Below are 24017 nucleotides of genomic sequence, written 5' to 3' on the forward strand. Positions count from 1 at the left end.
TTAATCAGTACTTGGATACTCGTTACTCTGTTTAAGTTCACGTAACCAAGTTTTAACTAAAGTTATAGCAGATGGAACACGATGACCTCGTTTGTGCATCTCATACCCCATCTTAAATAACGTTGTGTACTGTTCGAATAGTGTAGCAAAAGCGCTATACAGTGATGTGCGGCTATCCCAAATATGGGTTTTCTCACTGCTCACACCATTGATCTCAATGATGACAAACTCTTTTCCTTCTTTTAACAAATGTATATTGTTAAACTTCACGTCTAACCGACCGTAATGGAAATCGGGAAAGTCTTGCATCACTTCGTCTATTTTTTCGCTCAGCTCAGTGCTAATAAATTCGTTACCATTACGAAAAACGCTACCGCGACTATGACTTCCAGCAAATGCCAGAGGCACACACTCTCCTGGCTTAGGTACTGAATATAATCGTTCGACATTTCTTTCGAAATATACATCGCGTAGGATTGAAGCACGAGAATCTTTCAGTATTAGAGTTTTCAGAGTACTGACTCCATCGCCAATCACGTAGGGTCTGTACTTGAGCGTTATTGAAGTCACTCGGCCTTTCGCTTCGCCCGGCATACGTTCATAAAAAACGCCAGCCTCTGCTGAATAAGGTGCAAGCTTTTGCAAAATATAACGTCTTCCTTTAGGGAATAATCGGAGATATTCTACGAGCTGCATTTTGTTGTGGATAAGGCGCACGCCGGCACCACGACATCCTAATTCAGGCTTTACAACTAATGGTAAAGTAATATCTTTAGCTTCAGCTTTAGTGAGTTCATTTTCTACATGTGCCAGCAATGATTCATCACTTTTGTATAACGCGTCATCAACAACATATTCACTAATAACACAAGGCAAAACAAAAGTTTGCGCAAATTCTCCCGCACTCTCAAGAATGGCAAGTTTCGATTCACCCACCATTCCACCTAAATCAATATGCGGATTTACCACCATAGGCAAACCAAAATTACGGTATCGCAATGAAAGCAATATCCAATAAATAACAATAGGAATATAAAAAAACCAGGCTGGCCAAAATTCAAAAAAAGAAACAGGCTTGGAGCCTAGTTCAAGTTTTGGCAGCCCTCGATTTTCTGGGTCTTGATTTTCAATATCTTGCATAAATAGCTTTTTTGTTTGTACTGATTGATTGGGTCGCTCTACTTGTGTTTCAACACTATGGCTATTGACGTAATTGCTCATACTGAAACTCGCTTTTTTTTCGGCTTGTTCATAGATCGACGGGCTAAAACATTATTTGCCACAAGCAAGACAACAGCGATTCCCATAAGTGCCCACTTCCAGTCACTGTCCTCAAGCCATGCACTTGTGCCAAGAAAATAAACTAGCGTGAATATAGTGCCAATCCAAATAATACCGGCAAAACTCATCGCCCAGAGAAAGCGATATAGTGAAATTCTCCATAAACCACAGAGAGTAAAACCAATTGTTCTAAGGCCAGGAATGAAACGGATAATAAAAATATTCGTCATAGTGCTAAGTCGGAATTGACGACTTAGAGCACGACTTCTAGGGTTTAATAAAATCCACCCTCGCACTCTTCGCCATCGGTGTGCTGCACGACCGAGGTAATACAGCGCGAGGTCGCCTGAACAAATGCCGATAAAAATAGCCACCACAGATAACGCAACATTCAACTCGCCTTCGGCAGCTAATAACGCACCATATATCAAAGCCGCATCTTCCCATATCCAAGCAATCACAATGATTGCCATTACTAATAGCGCTGGGTGATCCGAATATTCTAGTAAGCTTTGCAAAACACTCTCTTATTAATAATGTATCGGCAAGATGATTTTTGCCAGATTTAGACTACTGTAATAGTGGTTAATTTCCTACAAGAGACACAGACCATTGCGACTCAAAAACCCAAAGCACGAAGCCTATAATGTTTATCAACTTAACGGCTTACACAAAAGGGGAAATAAACAATGACTGGACTCGATATCGCGTTTTTTATGTTGATGATTTCTGGACTCATGTATCTCGGAACAGTCGAGAACGAAAAATAATTCATTCTCGCTACTATTTGACAATGTAAGTACAAAAAAAGCGACACAAAGGTCGCTTTTTTGTCTCGATTTAATGGCAAAAATTTACCACCCAGTGATATCTTTCAAACCATTACCAATATCAGCAAGACTTCTTACAGTTTTTACACCAGCGTCTTCCAAGGCCGCAAACTTTTCATCAGCAGTGCCTTTACCACCAGAGATAATTGCGCCCGCATGCCCCATTCTCTTGCCTGCTGGAGCAGTAACACCTGCGATATAAGAAACTACTGGCTTAGAAACATTGGCCTTGATAAAGGCTGCCGCCTCTTCTTCCGCTGTACCGCCAATTTCACCAATCATAACGATTGCTTCAGTTTGATCGTCATTTTGGAACATTTCCAATATATCAATGAAGTTAGAGCCAGGAATAGGATCACCCCCAATACCAACACAGGTTGATTGCCCAAAGCCATAATCTGTCGTTTGTTTCACTGCTTCATAAGTCAAAGTACCGGAACGTGAGACAATCCCCACTTTACCTGGCTTATGAATGTGGCCTGGCATAATACCAATTTTACATTCACCTGGAGTTATGACGCCTGGGCAGTTTGGTCCGATAAGACGCACACCGAGCTCATCACACTTCACTTTAGCATCGAGCATATCTAGAGTCGGGATGCCTTCTGTAATGCAGACAACCAATTTAACGCCGCTGTGGGCCGCTTCTAGGATAGAGTCTTTACAAAATGGTGCAGGTACATAGATAACAGAAGCATCGGCGCCAGTCTCGGCAACAGCTTCACGCATGGTATTAAATACAGGTAAATTCAGGTGCTTTTGTCCACCTTTACCTGGGGTAACACCACCGACCATTTTAGTGCCATATTCAATGGCTTGCTCTGAATGAAAAGTACCTTGCGATCCCGTGAAACCCTGGCAGAGAACCTTGGTATCCTTATTGATCAATACACTCATGATTAATTCCCCGCTGCTTTTACAACTTGTTGAGCTGCATCAGTCAAACTCTCTGCAGCAATAATATTAAGACCACTATCTGCGAGTACTTTCGCACCTAATTCAGCGTTGTTACCTTCAAGTCGAACCACAACAGGCACTTTAACTCCCACTTCCTCAACAGCGCCAATAACACCTTCGGCGATCAAGTCACAACGAACAATGCCACCAAAAATATTAATTAATACTGCCGATACATTCTCGTCTGATAGGATAATTTTAAACGCTTCCACAACGCGCTCTTTAGTCGCACCACCACCAACGTCTAGGAAGTTAGCAGGTTGGCCACCGTGCAATTTCACAATGTCCATAGTGCCCATTGCCAAACCAGCGCCGTTCACCATGCAGCCGATGTTGCCATCAAGCGCAACATAGTTGAGCTCCCAATTGGCAGCGTGAGCTTCACGCTCATCTTCTTGCGAAGGATCATGCATTTCTTTCAATGCAGGCTGGCGGTACAACGCATTGCCATCGATATTTAATTTTGCATCAAGACAGTGCAAGTCACCTTGATCGGTGATGACCAGTGGATTAATTTCCAAAAGCGCCAAATCTTTCTCTTGAAACATTTTTGCCAAGCCTAAGAAGATTTGAGTAAATTGCTTAACTTGTTTACCTTCGAGCCCCAATTGGAAAGCGAGGTCACGCCCTTGGTATGGCTGAGCACCACACAAAGGATCAATTTCAGCCTTAAGAATTTTTTCTGGCGTTTCCTCGGCCACTTTTTCAATTTCAACGCCACCTTCAGTAGAAGCCATAAAAACAATGCGGCGAGTTGAGCGATCAACAACGGCACCGAGATAGAGTTCTTGTGCGATATCTGTGCAAGACTCAACGAGAATACGGCTAACCGGCTGGCCATTTTCATCTGTTTGATAGGTAACTAAATTCTTACCAAGCCACTGTTTGGAAAACTCTTCTATTTCGCCTTTAGAAGAAACCAATTTCACACCGCCAGCTTTACCACGACCGCCTGCGTGTACTTGAGCTTTTACTACCCAGCGATCACCACCGATAATATCTGCCGCTGCCGCTGCTTCTGCGGGAGTTTCCGCTGCAATGCCTGTTGAAACTGGCAAGCCATATTCTCTAAATAATTGCTTGCCTTGGTATTCGTGTAAATTCATAGGTATTTACCGTAAAGAGAAAAAATTAGTAGTGTCACTTAAAAATTCAGATAAGAGTTCTGGGTTATTTAAATGACACCGACCTTATTATGTACACGCGGCTCCGAAACCTAGGCTTCGGAGCCGCTTTATTCGATTACTCGAACAATTACGCACTTACTTTTGGTTGTTCCTGCTAGCTCAATGGCCAATTCACCATTATTAAAAAGGGACTGCATTTAATAATAGCCAATTTTCCTACTGCATAGTGGCTGGCATTTACTTGCGTTTTTTGCGGTTGGGGATATGGATCGCATGCCCCGCAACAGCCAATGCAGCTTCATGCACGGCTTCTGACAAAGTGGGATGACCGAAGACTGTCATACCAATATCTTCTGCACTTGAACCAAACTCCATTGCAATGGCCACTTGTTGCACAAGATCAGCGGCACTTGGTCCAACAATGTGACAACCAAGTATCCGATCTGTCTCAGCATGGGCAATCATTTTTACCATACCGTCTTTTTCGTTAGCAGCTAAAGCGCGGCCACTGGCAAGAAATGGGAAAACACCAATGTTGTAGGGTTCGCCATCAGCCTTCAGCTGCTCTTCTGTTCGACCTACTGCTGCAATTTCTGGGTGTGTGTAGATAACATTAGGAATAATGTCATAATTCATCACTGTCTTCTCACCGGCAATACGCTCTGCAACCATAACTCCCTCTTCAGAGCCTTTGTGAGCAAGCATTGGCCCGCGCACCACATCACCAACAGCGTAGACACCAGGGGCACTAGTAGAGCAAAGATCGTTAACGTAGATAGAGCCGCGCTCATCGAGTTTAACACCGCTATCTTCCGCTAGCAGATCATCAGTAAATGGACGTCGGCCAACACACACAATCAGTTTATCGAAAACTTCTTTCGACTCGTTGCCATCTTTGTCGGCATAAGTCACTACCACTTCTTTCTTGCCCGCTTTTTCCACCACTTCTGTGCCGGTAACACGGCAACCAAGGCGAATATCTAGGCCTTGTTTCTTGAACAGTTTTTGCGACTCTTTGGCAATTTGCTGATCCATTATCGACAAGAAAGTGTCCATGGCTTCAAGCAATACTACATTTGAACCGAGACGGTTCCATACACTGCCTAATTCAAGACCGATAACACCTGCACCGATAACACCCAAGCGCCCTGGAATTTCAGTGAACTCCAATGCACCGGTTGAATCAACAATAACGTCGTTGTCTACTGGGGCAACTGGGATCGCCACAGGTATGGAACCGGAGGCCAGAATGACATTCTCCGCTTCGTACTCTGTCACTTTACCTTCGAAGTCGGTAACCTGAACTTTTTTGCCCGCCAGTAACTTACCAGAGCCATAAAGAGATGTGACTTTATTGGTTTTAAAAAGACCAGCAACACCACCGGTCAATTGCTTTACCACATCGTCTTTGCGTTTAATCATAGATGGGACATCAATGTTGACATCGCCTGTAGCAATACCGTGAATAGAGAAGTCGGCTTTTGCTTCATGATATTTATGTGAGGTATCGAGTAGTGCTTTAGAAGGAATACAGCCAACATTAAGACATGTACCTCCATTAACTCCTTTGCCCTCTTTGTTCTTCCATTTTTCAACACAGGCTGTCTTCAAGCCTAGTTGAGCGCAACGGATCGCTGCCACATAACCGGCAGGCCCAGAGCCGATAACGATAACGTCAAATTTGTCGGACATAGGAAATCCCCAAAAAGTTATTCAAAATAGTCAAATAGTTAAGCAGTAACAGTTGCCCAGCGAGTATCTGTGTCGTCGTACTGAATTATTTTAATGCACACTAAAAGTGTGCAGTTACGCTATATTTCCAGCAATATTCTCGCGGGATCTTCGATCATATCTTTAATCGCAACCAGGAATTGAACTGCCTGCTTACCATCGATAATGCGGTGATCGTATGACAGAGCCAAATACATCATTGGCAATATTTTCACTTCTCCGTTAACCGCCATTGGTCTCTCTTGGATCTTATGCATACCTAAGATGGCTGATTGAGGAGGATTAAGGATTGGTGTCGACATAAGTGATCCAAATACGCCGCCGTTGGTGATAGTAAAAGTACCACCTGTCATCTCTTCGATGCCAAGTTTGCCATCACGGGCGCGCAAGCCATAACTGCGGATACCATTTTCTACATCGGCTAGGCTCATGTGTTCAGCATTGCGTAACACTGGCACAACCAAACCTTTATCAGTGGAGACTGCAACACCTATATCTTGATAGCCGTGATAAACAATGTCGTTACCGTCAATAGAAGCGTTAACTTCTGGTATTCTGCGCAGAGCTTCCACCGCAGCTTTCACAAAAAAGCCCATAAAGCCAAGGCGAGTGCCATTGTGAACCTTCTCGAATTTGTCTTTATATTGCTTACGCAGTGCCATTACAGGCGCCATATTAACTTCGTTGAATGTAGTCAACATGGCTGTATTGGCGGTTACATCAAGTAAACGCTCGGCAATACGAGCACGCATACGTGTCATGGGCACACGTTTTTCAACACGCTCACCCGCAGGGATATCTAGGGATGCTGCGCTGCTATTACCAGCACTGGCAGCAGGTTTAGGCGCAGCTTGTGGCGCAGGTGCTGCAGCTGCCGGCGCAGAAGAAGCACCAGAAAAGTTAGCAACATCTTCTTTAGTGATACGTCCATCTTTACCTGTACCAACAACTTGTGCCAAATTGATATTTTTCTCTTGTGCCAATTTGCGTGCGGCAGGCGCTGCGATAATATCGCCATCTGCTTTGCTAGGCTCGGCCGCTGGCGCCGCTGCTGGTACATCTGAGCCAGCCGAAGCAGCGCCTTCCTGAAAGGTCGCAATAACTTCGTTGCTAAGAACGGTATCACCTTCGTTCTTTATAATTTCTGCTACGGAACCATCAGCAGGAGCAACAACCTCCAATACCACTTTATCAGTTTCAATATCTACTAGTAGTTCATCTCGTGTAACCGCTTCGCCAGCCTGCTTATGCCAGGTTACGATACTACCGTCCTGAACAGATTCGGGGAAAGTTGGTGCTTTTATTTCTATGGTCATTTCCAGTCATGTCCTTTTTGCTTAAGGCTCTTTAAGGTTAATTTGTTGAATCAGCTATACACTGGTATCCAACGCCGCTGAAATAAATTTCTTTTGTTCGTCTAAATGCGTCGACATATAACCTGCAGCAGGTGCAGAAGATGCAGGTCTGCCGGCAAAACGCAAATAGAGCTCTGAATTTATACGGTCGAGAACACGTCGCATTCTATGTTGACTGGCGTACCAAGCCCCTTGGTTTTTGGGCTCTTCTTGGCACCAGACAAAATCTTTCACATGTTCAAAAGGTTTCAATGCCAATTTCAATGCTTCTTCAGGGAAAGGATACAGCTGCTCAATACGAACCAGTGCAATATCTTCCTGTTGCTTCGCTTCTCGTTCTTCGAATAGGTGATAATAAACTTTTCCGCTACATAAAATGACGCGTTTAACTTGTTTAGGATCAACCGTTTCGTCCGTCAGTACCGTTTCAAACTTACCGTTAGCCAATTCTTCTAGCGATGATGTTGCCAGCTTATGGCGCAGTATCCATTTTGGGCTCATGACGACTAATGGACGGCGCATATGGCGAATAGCCTGACGCCGGAGCATATGATATACCTGTGCTGGGGTCGTTGGAATACACACTTGAATATTGTGTTCTGCACACAATTGCATGAAGCGCTCGAGTCGAGCGGAAGAATGCTCAGGCCCCTGCCCTTCGTAACCATGAGGCAACAACATCACTAAGCCGCACAGGCGCTGCCATTTATGCTCACCGCTGGTAATAAATTGATCGATAACCACTTGTGCGCCATTGGCGAAATCACCAAACTGCGCTTCCCAGATCACCATACCGTTGGGTGCAGTGGTGGCATAACCATATTCAAAAGCAAGAACCGCTTCTTCCGACAAGAAGGAGTCATATATTTCAAAACTAGGTTGTCCCTGCTCGACATTCTCTAAAGGAATGTATTGCTCACCATCTTTTTGGTTATGAACAACCGCGTGACGATGGGAAAAAGTACCACGTCCAACATCTTGACCTGTAATACGAATTTGATGTCCTTGCTTAAGCAACGTTGCGTAGGCAAGAGTTTCCGCCATCCCCCAATTAATCGGCAAAGCGCCACCGGCCATTTTGCGGCGGTCATCATATATTTTGGCAACTTGGCGTTGGATTTGGATACCATCGGGGATATTCGTAATATTTTCGGCTAATGCCTGTAACTCTTTTAGGTTATAGGTGGTATCGCAAGGAGTTTGCCAATCGTGACCAATGTAAGGTGTCCAATCGACAAATAAAGACTTGTCTGGCTCACTCACCAAGCCACGTGCCACGTGCTCACCACGATCTAGGGCTGCTCGGTAATCATTGGCTAGCGTATCACCTTCTTCTTTGGTTATAACGTTCTCCGCCACCAGCTTTTCAGCGTAGAGAGTACGGGTAGTTTTGTGCGCTCGAATAGCTTTGTACATCGCTGGCTGAGTAGCAGATGGCTCATCTGTCTCATTGTGGCCTCGGCGGCGATAGCACACTAAGTCAATCACTACATCTTTGTTGAACTCATGGCGATAGTCAATGGCAAGGGCAGCAACATAAGCCACCGCTTCAGGATCATCACCATTGACATGGAAAATGGGGGTTTCGATCATTTTCGCAACGTCGGTACAATAGTCCGTAGAACGAGCATCTTCCTTATTGCTAGTGGTAAAGCCCACTTGGTTATTGATAACAATATGAACGGTACCACCAGTTTTATATGCGCGAGTTTGTGACATCTGGAATGTTTCTAGCACCACTCCTTGACCAGCAAACGCGGCATCTCCGTGAATCACAACTGGGACGACTTTTTCTCCTTTATCGTCTTGACGACGATCTTGACGAGCGCGCACCGAACCTTCAACTACAGGAGATACGATTTCCAAATGAGAGGGATTAAAGGCCAATGCCAAGTGCATTTCACCACCAGGAGTCATCACATTGGAAGAAAAGCCCTGGTGATACTTAACATCACCTGAGGTATCCACCAACCTCTTACCTTCAAATTCTTCAAATAATTCAGCGGGGTTTTTACCTAGAATATTCACTAAAGTATTTAAGCGGCCTCGGTGAGCCATACCTAATACCATTTCTTTAGCGCCGTAATCGCCCACTTTACGAATGAGAGTGTCGAGCAGAGGAATTAAACTTTCACCCCCTTCTAGACCGAATCGCTTAGTACCGGGATATTTGCTGTCAAGATGACGCTCAAGGCCTTCAGCAGCAGTGAGCCTCTTCAGTAAGCTAATTTTCGTTTCTTTATCAAACTGAGGTTGCGAACGCGTGCTCTCAAGTCGATTCAGTAACCAACGGCGCTCGTCATAATTTGTTATATGCATGACCTCCGCGCCAACAGTGCCGCAGTAGGTTTTCTCAAGATCTGCAATAATGTCTTTCAGCAAGCCTTCACGATAACCAAAAGATAAATCACCCGTTTGAAAAACTGAATCTAAATCCAGTGTATTGAGATTGTGAAAGCCGAGATCAAGATCGGGGGAATCTTTAATTTCTAAAATACCCAATGGATCGAGGGATGCCTTTTGATGACCGCTCAAGCGATAAGCATTGGTCAATTGCACCACTTCCACTTGCTTGCGTTCATGAGCAACGTTGGCACTACCCTCACCCGGAGCCACCATAGGACGAGCGCGATTACGGCCAAGCAATTCAAAATATTCAATAATTTCTGAGTGTGGTACATCGTTGCCAACTGCGCCATTAACCCTTGGCAGCTTATCAAAATAGTCACGCCAATCTTGAGACACAGAATTAGGATCATTCAAATAAAGTTCGTACATCTCTTCTACATAAACTGCATTTCCACCAGAGATGTGGGAGGTGCTCCATAACAATTCCATCAAACTTTCTTGCATTTTACTCACCGTAAATAGACAACACATTAAGTTTTGTTGTCTCTATTCGACATTTCATTTATTGCCGAAATTGAAAATTATATTTACCTACAATCATATCAGGGGAATAGGATTAGCAGGATATTTATTATTTAGGGTGGCGCAAAAAACGCCACCTGTGAACAATAGAGGATGTTACAGTAAATACTTATTGCTCTGAAACTGATCTCGAGTAAGGGCTAACAACTGTACCAGAAACAATTCGTGTTTAAGTACCACGATGCAATAACATGCTTCTGATATGCCCTATTGCTTTTGTTGGATTTAAGCCTTTAGGGCAAACGTCAACACAGTTTTGAATACCATGACAGCGAAAGACACTGAACGGATCATCTAGATTCGCCAAGCGTTCTTCTGTAGCAGTGTCACGACTATCAGCTAAAAAGCGATAAGCTTGCAGCAAACCAGCAGGGCCGATAAATTTATCGGGATTCCACCAGAAAGAAGGACAGCTCGTGGAACAACACGCGCATAAAATACACTCGTACAAACCATCGAGCTTTTCACGCTGCTCCGGGGACTGCAATCGTTCAATAGCAGGCGTCGGCGTATCGTTCTGCAAGAAGGGTTCTATTTTTCTATACTGCGCATAAAACTGAGATAAATCGACAATTAGATCTCTAATGACAGGCAGGCCCGGCAGTGGACGTAACACTAACTTGTTATTTTTGACGCACTCAGACAAAGGCTTGATGCATGCCAAACCGTTCTTGCCTGAAATGTTCATCCCATCGGAACCACATACACCTTCACGACAAGAACGTCGATAGACGATGGTAGAATCCTGTTCTTTAATCATCTCCAGCACATCTAGCACCATGAGGTCTCTACCTTGAGTATCAACGTCATAGCTCTTCATGTATGGCTTTTTGTCTGTTTCAGGGTTATAGCGATAAATTTCAACTTTCAACATATCTTTTATCCAAATAGTTTCCGCGATACTAGGTTAAATTCACACTAATAAGTACGAATTTTAGGTTCGAAGGTATCAACGGTCTTAGGTGTGAAATTCACGTCCCTCTTACCAACGGATTTATCTTCAGGGTAATACATGGAGTGACACAGCCAGTTTTCATCATCACGCTCTTGGAAATCATCACGTGCATGAGCGCCTCGAGATTCTTTTCTTTCTTCGGCAGCAATTGCAGTAGCTTCAGCCACCTCAAATAAGTTTTGTACTTCCAAGGCTTCGATACGTGCAGTATTAAATGCGCTGCTCTTGTCAGACAAATGAATATTTTCCATGCGCTCTCTAAGATCAGCGAGTTTTTTAATGCCTTCTTGCATGAACTCACCTTTACGGAAAACACCGAAGTGATTTTGCATAATGCTTTGTAGCTCCTTACGAAGCATTGAAGCATTTTCACCTTGTGACGAGCCATTAAGCTTGTTAAGACGTGCCATACCGGCTTCGATATCACTTTCAGAAGGGTCACGATATTCGACACCTTCACGCAAAGCACGTTCGATAAACATACCCGACGAGCGACCAAACACAACCAAATCGAGAAGTGAATTACCCCCGAGACGATTGGCGCCGTGCACAGATACACAGGCAACTTCACCACAGGCATAAAAACCTTCGATAACTTTATCTTCTCCGCTGACATTAGTCAGTGCCTGCCCATCAACGTTGGTTGGAATTCCTCCCATCATATAATGGCAAGTAGGCACTACAGGAATAGGTTCTTTTACCGGGTCAGCATGAGCAAAGGTACGAGATAGTTCCAAAATACCAGGTAAACGTTGGTTCAGCGTTTCAGCACCCAAGTGATCGAGCTTTAAGAAAACATGATCGCCATTTTCACCACAGCCGCGCCCCTCGAGAATCTCCAACACCATGGATCGGGCCACAACATCACGGCCAGCAAGGTCTTTTGCATTTGGCGCATAACGTTCCATAAAACGCTCGCCATCTTTATTGATGAGGTAGCCACCTTCACCGCGACACCCTTCTGTCACCAATACCCCCGCACCGTGAATACCAGTGGGATGGAATTGCCACATTTCAATATCTTGTACAGGAAAACCTGCGCGCAAAGACATCCCAATACCGTCACCAGTATTAATGTGAGCGTTAGTGGTAGAAGCGTAGATACGACCAGCACCACCAGTAGCAAAAACTGTTGCCTTAGATTTAATAAAAACAACTTCGCCATCTTCCATATTAATGGCAATGACACCACAGACCACACCGTCTTGGTTTTTGATAATATCAACGGCGAACCATTCGTTAAGGAATACCGTATTGTTTTTCACATTACCCTGATAAAGAGCGTGCAAAAGTGCGTGACCCGTTCTATCTGCGGCTGCACAAGTTCGCGCTGCCTGACCGCCGCGACCAAAGTCTTTTGATTGGCCACCGAATGGACGCTGATAAATACGACCGTTCTCAGTTCGCGAAAATGGTAAGCCCATATGTTCCAGTTCGAATACTGCTTCTGGGCCGACTGAACACATATACTCAATAGCATCCTGATCACCAATATAATCAGAGCCTTTGACCGTGTCGTACATATGCCAACGCCAATCGTCGTTAGGGTCAGCACTGGCTATCGCACAAGTAATGCCTCCTTGGGCAGAGACTGTATGTGAGCGTGTAGGAAAAACTTTAGTGACAACAGCCGTTTTAAAACCTGATTGAGCCATTTGAAGTGCCGCGCGCATCCCCGCACCGCCACCGCCAACAACAATAGCGTCAAAAGACATGGTTCGAATATTTGGCATCGATTAAAACCCCCAGAGCACTTCAATACCCCAAACCAAGTAGGCAAGAGTAATGACTGCGTAAATAGTTAGAGCGCTCATGCGCAAGAATAAAGCTTTTCCACCCATCATCCGACTGGTGACATAATCGGTTAATACTCCCCACAAACCTATCCAGCCATGAGCAGCAACACACAATAGCGCCAACAAACTAAATGCGCGCATCCACAACTGCGCAAACAAAGCTGTCCAAAGTTCATAAGTCATCTCTGGCACAGAGAAAATAAATGCCACAATAAATATTGTATAAGCAGCGAGTACTACTGCCGAAAATCTTTGAATAAGCCAATCTGAGAGGCCGCTTCGCCCCAGACTCGTAACTGCTGTTACCATACCCATAACCCCGCAAGAATAATTAACACGATCGCAACAACGACAACAATGGTCGCGCCACGCTTTCCACCTTCAAGTGTTTCACCAACGCCCATATCCATAATAAGATGACGTATTCCGGCTACAAGGTGATACGCAAGAGCGGCTAAAACAGCCCACACAATAAATTTAGAAAGTGGTGCCTGCAATGCAGTTTTAAGAGCGTTAAAACTCTGCTCTGAGCTGAGACTCATATCGAGCATCCACAGCAGTATTAATATACCGATAAGCAAAACCACACCTGAAACTCGGTGGGTAATGGAGACAAGCGCGGTAATAGGGAATTTAACTGTTTTTAGATCGAGATTTACAGGTCGGTTATCGTTCACAGTTTTGCAACACCTTAATTCATAAGATTGATAGGCAGGAAGATTTTTCTAAGGTTTGGCGAGTACATACTGTGCTGTTTAATATAAGTACATAGACTGGACATTTTAGCACCAGCTAATTAGTTATTAGCGCCAGCATCTCGCAGCGCATTTCCCATGGAAGGTTATGCTTACACGCCCCAAAAAGATCGCGCAGAATTATAGATATGCGCCACACAAATTACAAACATTCATAATAACTTATGTAACATTAGCATATAATTTGTACAAAACAACGTTTTAAAACGGTTATCACGTTCACTAGTTATAATTCATTTTTTGAATAGTTATAATTCATTTCTTGAATAGTCCTCACTCAAGAAGATTTAAATTTCTTTTCGAAAAAGCCTTTAAGCGCCCATTTTCTCCACAAAAATAAATTTTATCTATACTGATACTTGACCCAGTATGACAAAAATGCCATGGGAAATTGGACTTTGATCACATTGACATAAATTTATAGCACTATATAGTTGCGCGACTTAACAATTAATTATTTGGCTGCTTTGTGCACAATTTCGAGTGTGCTAACAGCGACAGATTATCTTTTATCTATCACATACAGGAGTCCTTAATGGCTGATAAGAAAGCACAACTTACGGTCGATGGTTTGGACGATTCTATTGAGTTACCGGTGTATTCCGGCTCAACAGGACCAGATGTCATTGACGTTAGAGCCCTTACAGGCAAAGGTTTTTTTACCTACGACCCTGGATTTGTATCCACTGCATCATGCGAATCTAAAATCACTTATATCGACGGTGGTAAAGGTATGCTTTTGCATCGGGGTTATGCCATCGAAGACCTTGCTGAAAAATCAGATTACCTGGAAACGTGTTTCTTACTTTTACACGGTGAACTGCCTTCTCAGAAAGAATATGACGAGTTTGTTAGCATTATCCGCAACCATACGATGGTTCACGAATCCATTGCACGTTTCTTTAGAGGCTTCCACCACGACTCACATCCGATGGCGATGATGTGCGGCATTGTTGGAGCGCTATCGGCCTTCTATCATGACTCATTGGATATCACTAACGAGCGTCATCGTATTATTTCAGCCCATCGTTTGATCGCTAAGATGCCGACTCTTGCTGCAATGTGTTACAAGCATTCTCAAGGTCAACCTTTCATGTATCCCGACAATAAGTTGGGTTATTCTGAAAATTTCTTACACATGATGTTCGGCACCCCTTGTGACGATCCCCAAGTAAACCCTGTGCTGGCACGAGCCATGGATAAAATCTTCCTGTTGCACGCCGATCACGAGCAGAATGCCTCAACTTCCACAGTTCGTTTAGCAGGGTCATCAGGTGCAAACCCTTTTGCCTGTATCGCATCCGGCATTGCAACACTCTGGGGGCCAGCTCACGGCGGTGCTAACGAGGCTGTATTGTCGATGTTGCAAGAAATCGGCGATGTGAAGAATATTGACAAGTTTATTCAGCGCGCCAAGGATAAAGACGACCCCTTCCGCTTAATGGGATTCGGTCATCGAGTTTACAAAAACTTTGATCCACGCGCCAAAGTAATGAAAGAAACCTGTGATGAAGTCTTGAGCGTTTTGGGTATTGAAAATGACCCATTGCTAGCGATTGCAAAACGTCTTGAAGAAATTGCGCTGGAAGACGAGTACTTCATCAAGAAGAAACTCTACCCTAATGTAGATTTCTACTCGGGTATCATTATGAAAGCTATTGGTATTCCAACCGATATGTTTACTGTGATATTCGCTACCGGGCGCACAGTGGGCTGGATCGCTCATTGGCATGAGATGCTGACAGAAGATTACCGTATTGGTCGACCTCGTCAACTTTATACTGGCGAAACCAAGCGCGACCTCACAGCTGTTGAAGATCGCAAGCCAGCAAATCCTACTTTCTAAAAAGTAAAAAAAGGGCTGTAAACACAGCCTTTTTTTTGTCTTATTGAAAGAGATTAAGCATTCTGTCATTAAGTTTCTTCCAGCTTGGTAAACTTTTCTGACTGCTACCTTTAATTTTTTTGCCTCTATCTCGCGCCAACCAAATACTTTCTCCATTGAAGCTATATACAGGAAAGAGATCTGGCCGCTTAGATGCGGGTAATATCTCTTTTTTAATATTATCTAAGATCAACGGTTCTGCACTAGGTGTTTGATAATAAGCTAACACCATATGGGCTTGATTATAGGTTAAGGACTTTACATAGGTAATACGAAGTTTGGCTGGGTCAAAAGCAGATTTTAAAAGCGAGAAATATTTACCTATAGAATAGTCTTCACAATCACCGCCATTGGTAGCCAAAGTTTCTATCGGTGTCGCCCAGTAATCTTCTTGTCCCCAATGCTCTTGATCACTCAACCACCTTACTTGATTAAAATAGTCATTCGCATGTTGCATTTTTACAAGCTCAGTAATCGTTGGGTTATCGCGATCTTGTTCCATCAAAATTCCCCAATTAAATACACGTAAGCGTGCATCATTACCATATTCTTTCTCAACACTTTGCAAAGTCGATTCAGGAATAATTGTACTGGCTGCTGCCCATGGAGGAACTGCCCACAAAAGAGACATCACCAGAGGCAAAACAAGGGTGAGAATGACATGTTTAATTGTGTGTGTTTTAGCTAACAAAACGTACTATTATCACTATCTAGAAGTTAACAGGCTCCCCCTTAAGGTTAGACAAAGATAGGTGCTAGTGCACAATTTTTCTAGAAGCCACCTGATAACTGCAGTACTTGCCGATACAGCATTAAACACAAGCTCAAAATGCTCATTTACGTCAGATAAACTCCGCTTTTCGGTTATTTTTACCTTGCCTCGTCCGTGTTCGAACGTTAGCTAACAGCTGCTAGTCGTTATCGTTAAAGCACTTTTATGTATGCTTTTTTGTATTATTCTTATTGGCTTTTTTGGCCTGTTTTTTTACGTTCTTTTGTTCTTGTTCTGCGATTTCTTGCTGCACCATTGTCGGTGTTTCGAGACACAATGGGCCAATGGCACCACTTCGAATGTCGTGGATAAACTGCTCAGATATTTTGGTTAAGTCGACACGGCCGCCGCTGTATAAGCAACCTCTTTTGCGCCCTATCAACTCAAAAAAATCCATCTCACTGATAGGTAATTTATCTAGAGAGTAACGATCCAAAAGCCTATCAGGATAGTGCTGTTTTAAAAACTCTGCTGCAAAAAACGCAACATCTTCATACTCCATAGCGGTATCTTTAATAGCTCCTGTAACAGCCAGACGATAGCTAGAGTTTTCATATTCTTGTTTGGGCCATAAAATACCAGGGGTATCCAGTAACAAAAAATCTTCACGGATCTGGATATATTGCTGCTGTTTAGTCACAGCAGGCTCATTGCCCGTCTTAGCGATTGCTCTACCGGCTAAAACATTAATCAGCGTTGATTTGCCAACATTGGGAATACCAACAATCATAGCTCGCATTTTTTTAACACTGCGCGCTTTTTGCGGCAACAATTTCTTACACAGTTCAGGTAGCTTATGAATTTTTGCCTGGTCATGGATGGAAATTGCCAGGGTCTTCACTGTACGCTCTTGTTCGAGAAACTGCTGCCACAATTGCACCGTATCCATATCGGCTAAGTCACATTTGTTAAGTACTTTAATACAAGGCTTATCGCCTCGTAGTTTGGCAATTAAAGGGTTTTCACTACTAAATGGAATCCTACCATCGATGACCTCAATGATAATATCTACATTGGGCAACGATTGTTTTATTTCTTTTTGGGCCTTGTGCATGTGCCCTGGATACCATTGAATTGTCATGATGCTACTTTATAAAAACCTAAATAGTGATATGTTAATTTAATCGCTATAGCATAAAAGCTATTAACTCGAGACAATAATTGTGCCCTACTCAACAAGTTCCTGCCATTTTTGTTTAAGCTCATCTAGCTCAGACCGAAGACTGGCTACTTCATCTTCTAATAGAGCAATACGATCTGTTTGCGATAACGTTGATCGAGAGGCTCCAGTCGCCGCAATATCGGTAGCAGGGCTTGATGCCATACTCAAACTTTCTTGATCATAAAAAAGATGGCTGTAACGAGATTCACGCTTTCCCGGTTCCCTCTCAAGCTTACTTACCATAGCGCCCTCTTCTCTGTCAGCTAACTGCTGGAGAATGGTTTCCACCTCACTAACATCGTCAAAATCACATAATCGGTTAGTACGCGAACGTAACTCACCAGGGGTCTGTGGGCCACGCAAAAGCATCACGCAGATAATCCCAAGCTCTTTGGCACTTAAACGTATTTTACTAAATTCAGTATTACAAAAACGATGCTTGTATTTATTCACCCGGCTACCAAAAACTACGGGGGCCACAAGGTTTTTCTTTGCCATATCATCAACAGCATTTTGTACTTCTATCTCTGATAGGTTCATCACAGGCTCGCGATTACTTTTCTGGTTGCAGGCCGCCGTAAGGCTTTTAAGTGATAATGGGTACTGATCCGGAGTGGTAACTTCCTTCTCAATAAGAGCCCCGACAATACGCGCTTCAATGGCAGATAATTCAATCATATGGTCAAAATTCCTATTTTAAAGAGGATGTTAGATAGGCGTGTCAATATGCATAGACTACCCAGCCGCTATATATTATTCACTATATAACGACTTAAAATGTAGGCGAAACTGCATATTTTATTAGATCCTGTTTACACTAATTTCATCACACAGGAATGAGAAATACAAAGTATTTAGTTTTTTTTAGCCTGAGCAGGCACAGCGAATGATGGAACACCAAATTGTTTCGACGGGAGAGTAGGCGCAGTTAAATCTTCTTGGCAGTCATTTGAGTAACCGTTGAATTGCTCGTCAATTTTAGAAAATAGCACACGACGTTTACGGCGATATTCCTCAAAGCTCAGCCTATGATTCATATGATCATGGCAGAGGTTTTGCAAAATCGTGGCATAACTTTTTGACACACAAACTCCTATTACAAAATATCTAAAACCTAAAATGCTATAAAGCTATAAAAAACAACAAAGCAAAAACTAATATATATGTAATATAGCTCTGTCAACTTAGCCCAAACGCAACTAAGTTTAAGCAAAACATAATGATACATGCCCTTTGATTAAGTGATAATCACCTAAACCTATGATAGACACATATAAAGCATAAATACCAGCTCCTGGTCGCAATTACAGCCACTTGTAATAACTAATATAATATTATTTGTACAATATCACCTTAGTAGAAAAAATTTCGTAACCAATGCACAACCATTATTTTTATTTGATACACGTCGAGCTTTATTACCTTAAATTGTAGCAATCCCCGCCATTATTGCCCACTACTTGCGCTTCTTCACAATTGTATATCAATCATTCGCCCTCTCCTTGGAGGCAATTGAGTGAGTATCTCTGTAACAGATGTTACAGAGAAGACATAAAAAAAGTAACAAAATGGTAGTGTTGGCGATGCGAGCCATTGAAAACCGAGAAACATCGTCAAGGGCCGTGGCAAACGGCAGGGGTTTTTAACGATGTTAATCAAGTATTGCTGGACGAAATGCCTGATTATCAGATCAATAGAACCTGATTAAGCCTTGAAAAACAGCCTAATTCTTCTTGGAATTGCGTTTACGTTCGTCTTCTAACCTTTTTACTTGGCTCTCATAAGCTCGAGTAAAGTGCTCACCAAATAATTCATGGAAACGCTTTTCACGCTCAGATAAGATATTTTGAAAATGCTCACAATAATCATCCCACATCTTTGCTTTACTGCGTCCTGGTAATAAGGATGCCCCATTTTTAGCCAATAATTTACGCTCAAAATCTTGTGGATCTAACGCTTCGAGCATTTGACGATAACCGGATTTGACAGAGGCCAATAAAGCCGCCTGATGGTCACTGACATTATCAAATGCTTCAATTAGTGCATCCCTTATAGCAAGATCTCCAGAATTAGTCTTAACCAGCATTTTTTCTAACGCCTCAGTAGCGTTAGTAGAAAACTTCAGAGGGTTGTTATTTTCATCCTGAACAGTTGTCACGGCTAAGCGCAAATCATTACGCACGCTTGAACGTGTTCGCAGCAACCGCATTAAACCACCAATTAGTACTTGAGTTTGCCTCGTATATTCCTCAATAGCGTGGGCAATAGCCTGCTGACTCAGCGCTCTGGCATCAATTCCCATATCTTCAATTATTTCTTTGCGCAATTGACCTGCCGATGTTTTATCTCGCAGATCAGCGGTTGCCTTGGCAGGTTGCGTTCGCACTGTAATCGAGCGCCTATCAACCCCCTGCCTTCTATCTTCCAAGGGTTTACTCAGACTCTCTTTATAAATCAATTTCTGATGGGATAAATCAATATCATCTGGTCGCAGACGCAGGGATACTTCAAATGTGTAGCCGCCAATATTAAACCGGTCCCCATCGTTAAGCATGACGGAAGATTCTTTACCCAGTGGATGTACAGAACCGTTGATAAAAGTACCGTTAGTGCTGAGGTCTGTAAGACGATAGTCCCCTTGCTGACAATCGATAACACAATGGCGAGCAGAGACAATACGGTCAGGGTCAGGCAGCACAATATCATTGTTTTTACCCCTGCCAAATAAACTCCGGCTTTGGCGCAGTAAAAAGCGTTGTTGAGATAAATTAATGCCTGATGGAGTTCTGATGGCAAAAATCACCATTACCATAAAGATGCCTCTTTGCAGGCGCATAATAATATGTACCCGATTTCACTAACAACGACAATAGCACAATTAAAGCGCCACTGCCGTCAATAACCAATCGCAAATCGCAAATCGCAAATCGCATGAGAATTAATCACATCCAGTAATGCAATTGCGAAAGTTTACACCAACTCTCGGTGCTTATGGCGAGATTTTCAATGAGTTGCGCTATTAATGTCTGCAGTAATAGTCAAGTACTCTCCTCGTACTCCATTACGTAAGAGCTACCATAACCAGAGTATCAAGGATAAACGAAGTGCAGATATCCCGGCTGATTGTATTAGTACGCTAGTGCAGCAATGAGCATGCGACCTATAGCAATTTGGCGCAATTATAAACATCTTTAGCTTTTACATTTAACTAGCCATAGCCTCTAAGGCTGTCTCAATATAGGTATCCAATCACCCATTATTTTATGCCAGACCTATAATTTATATAAGCTTGGATGGCTATAACATACCTGCAAACAAAACCCGAAAGTAATAAAAATCAGCAGGGCTGGAACTAAGACTAAAGAGCTTCTAATAAACTAATATACAACTATACTCGTTATATCTATTTTAATTATGACCACAAAACCATGGGCGACAACTCAATAACTGGTACGACAGAAGGTCAAAGCAGCTCTTCAGACGGGCCGAGTTTTGTTCGCTTAGAGTTTGTTTTAGATAAAGTATCTCGTGAGTTGAGTGTGGAGCTTTGCAGCGCCAATGAAGCGCTGCAAGTAGATCTTAAAAGCCTGCGTAATATTATCGATTCAGCGGGTTATTCTAATGTCGATATCGATGATGTTACCTTGCTGGATGTGTTAAGGAAGATACGCAAAAGTGAATTGGGCAAAGTAGCGCTGGGCATTCTATTACCCTCAGCCATGGTAGATCTAGAATTCGATCCAGCAACAAAAGAGCTATTCGCCGTACTCAGCCAATCTCGCTCAGCACCAGATATTACCTTGGACGTACTTAAGGATAAAATACGTAAAGCAGGTCACGGTGTTTTTAATATCGAGAGCGAGATTCTTAAAGATATTACACATAAAGCTCAACACAGGGTTTGCGGTCGTTACCTACTTGGGCAAAAAGCTGAATACATTCAAATTGATTATGTGCTAGATGAGGATTCGGATCAGTTATTTGCAGACCTATCATCTACTGCAAAAAAAATCCCAATAAGTAGTACATCAATATTGGATTCCCTGAAACAACTCAACTACGACGGCTTCCACTTCGAAGCCAATATCATAGAAAAAATAGCGGATAACGCAAAAAAAGGGAAACAAGGACGTTACCTTATTGGAACACGACGCAATGCTCATGTTGAGATTGAATTCGATGAGGAGCTTATGTCCGCGTATATCACTGTATGTCCGCCCCAGGGAGGCAGAGAACTGGATAAGCATTTATTGGATAAGGCATTGCGCCAGGCTGGCATTTATTCAAAATCCTGCGATATTAAAGCGTTAAAGCAGGTATTGAAAGAGAAGTCAGCAGATAAATTAGAATTCGCCAGAGGCCGGGAACCGGTTGACGGTGTCGATGTAGTATTCGAAGCATTAGTTCAAGAAGTAGAATATAACCAACCGAAAGAAAGTAAAACGGGCAAAATAAACTTGCGAGAAATTATTAACTTCACGCTAGTAGAAGAAAACGATCAACTAATGCGTCGTATTCCAGCAAAACCCGGAATCAATGGACGAAATGTTAAAGGACAAGTTATTCCCGCTGTCGAAGCTATCGACACGCCATTTAACGACGACTTACCCGGTACCAAGATAAGCCCGGACGACCCAAACTTATTACTTGCAGATTGTAAAGGGCATCCAGTGATACTGTCCGATGGTATAAGAGTTGATAACACTATCATCGTTAATGACGTTGACATGAGTACAGGCCATATTAATTACGACGGTTCAGTGATGATAAAAGGCGAAGTTTGTCCTGGCATGAAAGTGAAGGTTACCGGAGATATAATCGTCAAGGGCGTTGTCAGTAAAGCCTGCCTACAGGCAAAGAATAATATTACTATTGAGTGCGGTATTATTGGCTCGGATCCCAACAAAGATGGTGAAGAATCACCACCGGCTATCGTCAAAGCAGGTGGTGATATTCAAGCACAATATATTACCCTTGCCGATGTAAACTCCAATGGTAATATTGATGTGAAAGAGTATATTAGTCATTGTAATATTAGCTCGAAAAATAAGGTGTTAGTGGGCCAAAGAGGCGGTAAAGGTAAAATATTTGGCGGCAGTTGTTATGGTCAAATGGGAGTGTTTGCCAATAGCATCGGCGCCAGTGGCGGAATCAAAACACAGTTGAGTGCAGGCACTCATCCAAGCCAGCAAAAACAGTTTGAACAACTACTTAAATCTCATAAAAACCGTTTACTGCAGTCACAGCAACTGTCTAAAATTCTACAAAAATATAAAAAAGCAGAGCAGGCGAATCCCGACGATGCTAGCTGTGCACAAAAAGCATCGTCGGTAGAAAAAGTGCTATCCGATATCAGGCAAGAAATAGATAAAATGTCTCATACAATTGATAGTATTAACCGCATTTTTGACGAATCAAAAAATGCAGAAGTTAGTGTGCGCAGTGAAATGTTTCCGAATGTTACGATCAACATAAATGATTCAGAATTTCCTATTCGCCAAGAATCAAAAGGAGGAATCTTTGTCAAAAAAGGCGATGATATTCGCTGGTTAAACTATTCATCAAAGAAGCATTAAGCTTCCACATTTACCTCTTCTAGAGATTTATCCTTATCCGTATACTTCGCATATAGTGCTAACAAAGCTGCACCAATATACATCGTTAAACCGTAGACACCTGCGGATAAAGCATAACTAGGTGTATTCAATAAACTAATGGCAATTAATATAGCCACTGTTGAATTTTGAATTCCCACTTCAATGCCAAGGGTAATTGCGTCTTTTTGAGAAAGGTGAAAAACTTTTCCAAGTACTAATCCAATAATCGTGGATAATAAATTCAACGCTAAACAAGCTGCAAATACTTGCGAAAAAGAATCCATGAGCGTGTCACGCTCTTGCAGCAGTAAACCAGCGATAATCACCATCATAAAAGTCATAGAAAAGCGACGAAAGAAAAGTTCACTTTTTAAAGCAAAAGAAGAAAAGTAATGGCGAATAACCATACCCAGAATAATCGGAACCAAGGTCACAAGTATCAGCCCTACCGAAGTTTTTATAAGAGAAAAACTAGGTGAATTATCATCAGCAAAATAAGAGAGAAAAAATTCGACCACAAAAGGTGTAGTGAAAACACAAACAAGTGTACACACGGCGGTTAAACTAATAGATAAGGCAAGATTGGCATTGGATAAATGACTGATAAGATTAGACATTGTGCCACCTGGGCAAGCGGCCAAAATCATTAAGCCTACTGCTAAAGGCGGTGCCAATTTAAACCAAAAACAGATAGCAAAAGCCAGTAATGGCAATAATAGTAACTGCCCCAACAAACCAACAAAAATCGGTTTCGGTGTTTGCCATAAGCGAAGAAAGTCTAATCGCGTCAGTGTTAAGCCCATGCCAAACATAATCAAAGCGAGAGCAAAAGGCAAAAACACCTCGTTTAAAATTGATCCGGTCATCGTTATTATTATTTCAA

The 24017-nt window shown here is 42.7% G+C and carries 19 protein-coding genes; 2 read left to right on the forward strand and 17 right to left on the reverse strand.

Annotated elements, in window-relative coordinates:
- The 11 genes from BVC89_RS19355 to sdhC all read right to left on the reverse strand — a co-directional run bounded on the left by BVC89_RS19355 (position 1) and on the right by sdhC (position 13640).
- A complete protein-coding gene (locus BVC89_RS19355) occupies positions 1–1221 on the reverse strand; it encodes an ATP-grasp domain-containing protein (RefSeq protein ID WP_245929155.1) in 1221 nt (406 codons plus the stop codon).
- The gene (locus tag BVC89_RS19360; RefSeq protein ID WP_086932776.1) at positions 1218–1799 is read right to left on the reverse strand and encodes a DedA family protein; all 582 of its coding nucleotides are present in this window, start codon (positions 1797–1799) and stop codon (positions 1218–1220) included. The genes BVC89_RS19355 and BVC89_RS19360 overlap by 4 nt, the downstream gene beginning before the upstream one ends.
- A gap of 336 nt (positions 1800–2135) precedes the next feature.
- Positions 2136–3008: a succinate--CoA ligase subunit alpha gene (gene sucD, locus BVC89_RS19365; protein ID WP_086932777.1), complete on the reverse strand. Its 873-nt coding sequence runs from the start codon at positions 3006–3008 to the stop codon at positions 2136–2138.
- Between the two features lie 2 nt (positions 3009–3010).
- The gene (gene sucC, locus BVC89_RS19370) at positions 3011–4174 is read right to left on the reverse strand and encodes an ADP-forming succinate--CoA ligase subunit beta (protein WP_086932778.1); all 1164 of its coding nucleotides are present in this window, start codon (positions 4172–4174) and stop codon (positions 3011–3013) included.
- 258 nt (positions 4175–4432) lie between these two features.
- A complete protein-coding gene (gene lpdA / locus BVC89_RS19375; protein WP_086932779.1) occupies positions 4433–5887 on the reverse strand; it encodes a dihydrolipoyl dehydrogenase in 1455 nt (484 codons plus the stop codon).
- Between the two features lie 119 nt (positions 5888–6006).
- A complete protein-coding gene (gene odhB / locus BVC89_RS19380; RefSeq protein ID WP_086932780.1) occupies positions 6007–7242 on the reverse strand; it encodes a 2-oxoglutarate dehydrogenase complex dihydrolipoyllysine-residue succinyltransferase in 1236 nt (411 codons plus the stop codon).
- A 54-nt stretch (positions 7243–7296) separates the two neighbouring features.
- The gene (locus BVC89_RS19385; protein ID WP_086932781.1) at positions 7297–10134 is read right to left on the reverse strand and encodes a 2-oxoglutarate dehydrogenase E1 component; all 2838 of its coding nucleotides are present in this window, start codon (positions 10132–10134) and stop codon (positions 7297–7299) included.
- A gap of 247 nt (positions 10135–10381) precedes the next feature.
- Positions 10382–11086, reverse strand: a complete 705-nt coding sequence (locus BVC89_RS19390; RefSeq protein ID WP_086932782.1) for a succinate dehydrogenase iron-sulfur subunit — start codon at positions 11084–11086, stop codon at positions 10382–10384.
- A 44-nt stretch (positions 11087–11130) separates the two neighbouring features.
- Positions 11131–12900 (reverse strand): succinate dehydrogenase flavoprotein subunit, encoded by a 1770-nt coding sequence (gene sdhA / locus BVC89_RS19395; RefSeq protein WP_086932783.1) that lies wholly within the window; start codon positions 12898–12900, stop codon positions 11131–11133.
- Between the two features lie 3 nt (positions 12901–12903).
- Positions 12904–13272 carry a succinate dehydrogenase, hydrophobic membrane anchor protein gene (gene sdhD, locus BVC89_RS19400; protein WP_086932784.1) on the reverse strand — a complete coding sequence of 123 codons (369 nt, stop codon included), beginning with the start codon at positions 13270–13272 and terminating at the stop codon, positions 12904–12906.
- Positions 13266–13640 carry a succinate dehydrogenase, cytochrome b556 subunit gene (sdhC, locus tag BVC89_RS19405; protein WP_086932785.1) on the reverse strand — a complete coding sequence of 125 codons (375 nt, stop codon included), beginning with the start codon at positions 13638–13640 and terminating at the stop codon, positions 13266–13268. Before sdhC ends, sdhD begins: the two co-directional genes overlap by 7 nt.
- A gap of 613 nt (positions 13641–14253) precedes the next feature.
- On the opposite strand from sdhC, the gene gltA reads away from it, so the two are divergent.
- Positions 14254–15564 (forward strand): citrate synthase, encoded by a 1311-nt coding sequence (gltA, locus tag BVC89_RS19410; protein ID WP_086932786.1) that lies wholly within the window; start codon positions 14254–14256, stop codon positions 15562–15564.
- 40 nt (positions 15565–15604) lie between these two features.
- Here gltA and BVC89_RS19415 read toward each other — a convergent pair whose 3' ends face one another.
- The 5 genes from BVC89_RS19415 to tagH all read right to left on the reverse strand — a co-directional run bounded on the left by BVC89_RS19415 (position 15605) and on the right by tagH (position 20349).
- Complete coding sequence (locus BVC89_RS19415) at positions 15605–16294, reverse strand: transglutaminase-like cysteine peptidase (protein WP_245929157.1); 690 nt, start codon at positions 16292–16294, stop codon at positions 15605–15607.
- A gap of 244 nt (positions 16295–16538) precedes the next feature.
- Positions 16539–17456, reverse strand: a complete 918-nt coding sequence (gene ylqF / locus BVC89_RS19420; protein WP_086932788.1) for a ribosome biogenesis GTPase YlqF — start codon at positions 17454–17456, stop codon at positions 16539–16541.
- An 87-nt stretch (positions 17457–17543) separates the two neighbouring features.
- Positions 17544–18215 (reverse strand): YceH family protein, encoded by a 672-nt coding sequence (locus tag BVC89_RS19425; protein ID WP_086932789.1) that lies wholly within the window; start codon positions 18213–18215, stop codon positions 17544–17546.
- Between the two features lie 176 nt (positions 18216–18391).
- Positions 18392–18622 carry a hypothetical protein gene (locus BVC89_RS19430; RefSeq protein WP_086932790.1) on the reverse strand — a complete coding sequence of 77 codons (231 nt, stop codon included), beginning with the start codon at positions 18620–18622 and terminating at the stop codon, positions 18392–18394.
- Positions 18623–19260: 638 nt separating this feature from the next.
- Positions 19261–20349 carry a type VI secretion system-associated FHA domain protein TagH gene (gene tagH, locus BVC89_RS19435; protein ID WP_103654288.1) on the reverse strand — a complete coding sequence of 363 codons (1089 nt, stop codon included), beginning with the start codon at positions 20347–20349 and terminating at the stop codon, positions 19261–19263.
- Between the two features lie 616 nt (positions 20350–20965).
- Here tagH and BVC89_RS19440 point away from each other — a divergent pair.
- The gene (locus BVC89_RS19440) at positions 20966–23113 is read left to right on the forward strand and encodes a flagellar assembly protein A (protein ID WP_086932792.1); all 2148 of its coding nucleotides are present in this window, start codon (positions 20966–20968) and stop codon (positions 23111–23113) included.
- Here BVC89_RS19440 and BVC89_RS19445 read toward each other — a convergent pair.
- Complete coding sequence (locus BVC89_RS19445; protein ID WP_086932793.1) at positions 23110–24000, reverse strand: bile acid:sodium symporter; 891 nt, start codon at positions 23998–24000, stop codon at positions 23110–23112. The genes BVC89_RS19440 and BVC89_RS19445 overlap by 4 nt on opposite strands.
- Between the last annotated feature and the right edge of the window lie 17 nt (positions 24001–24017).

The organism is Agarilytica rhodophyticola, from assembly GCF_002157225.2.
GTDB classification, from domain to species: Bacteria; Pseudomonadota; Gammaproteobacteria; order Pseudomonadales; family Cellvibrionaceae; genus Agarilytica; species Agarilytica rhodophyticola.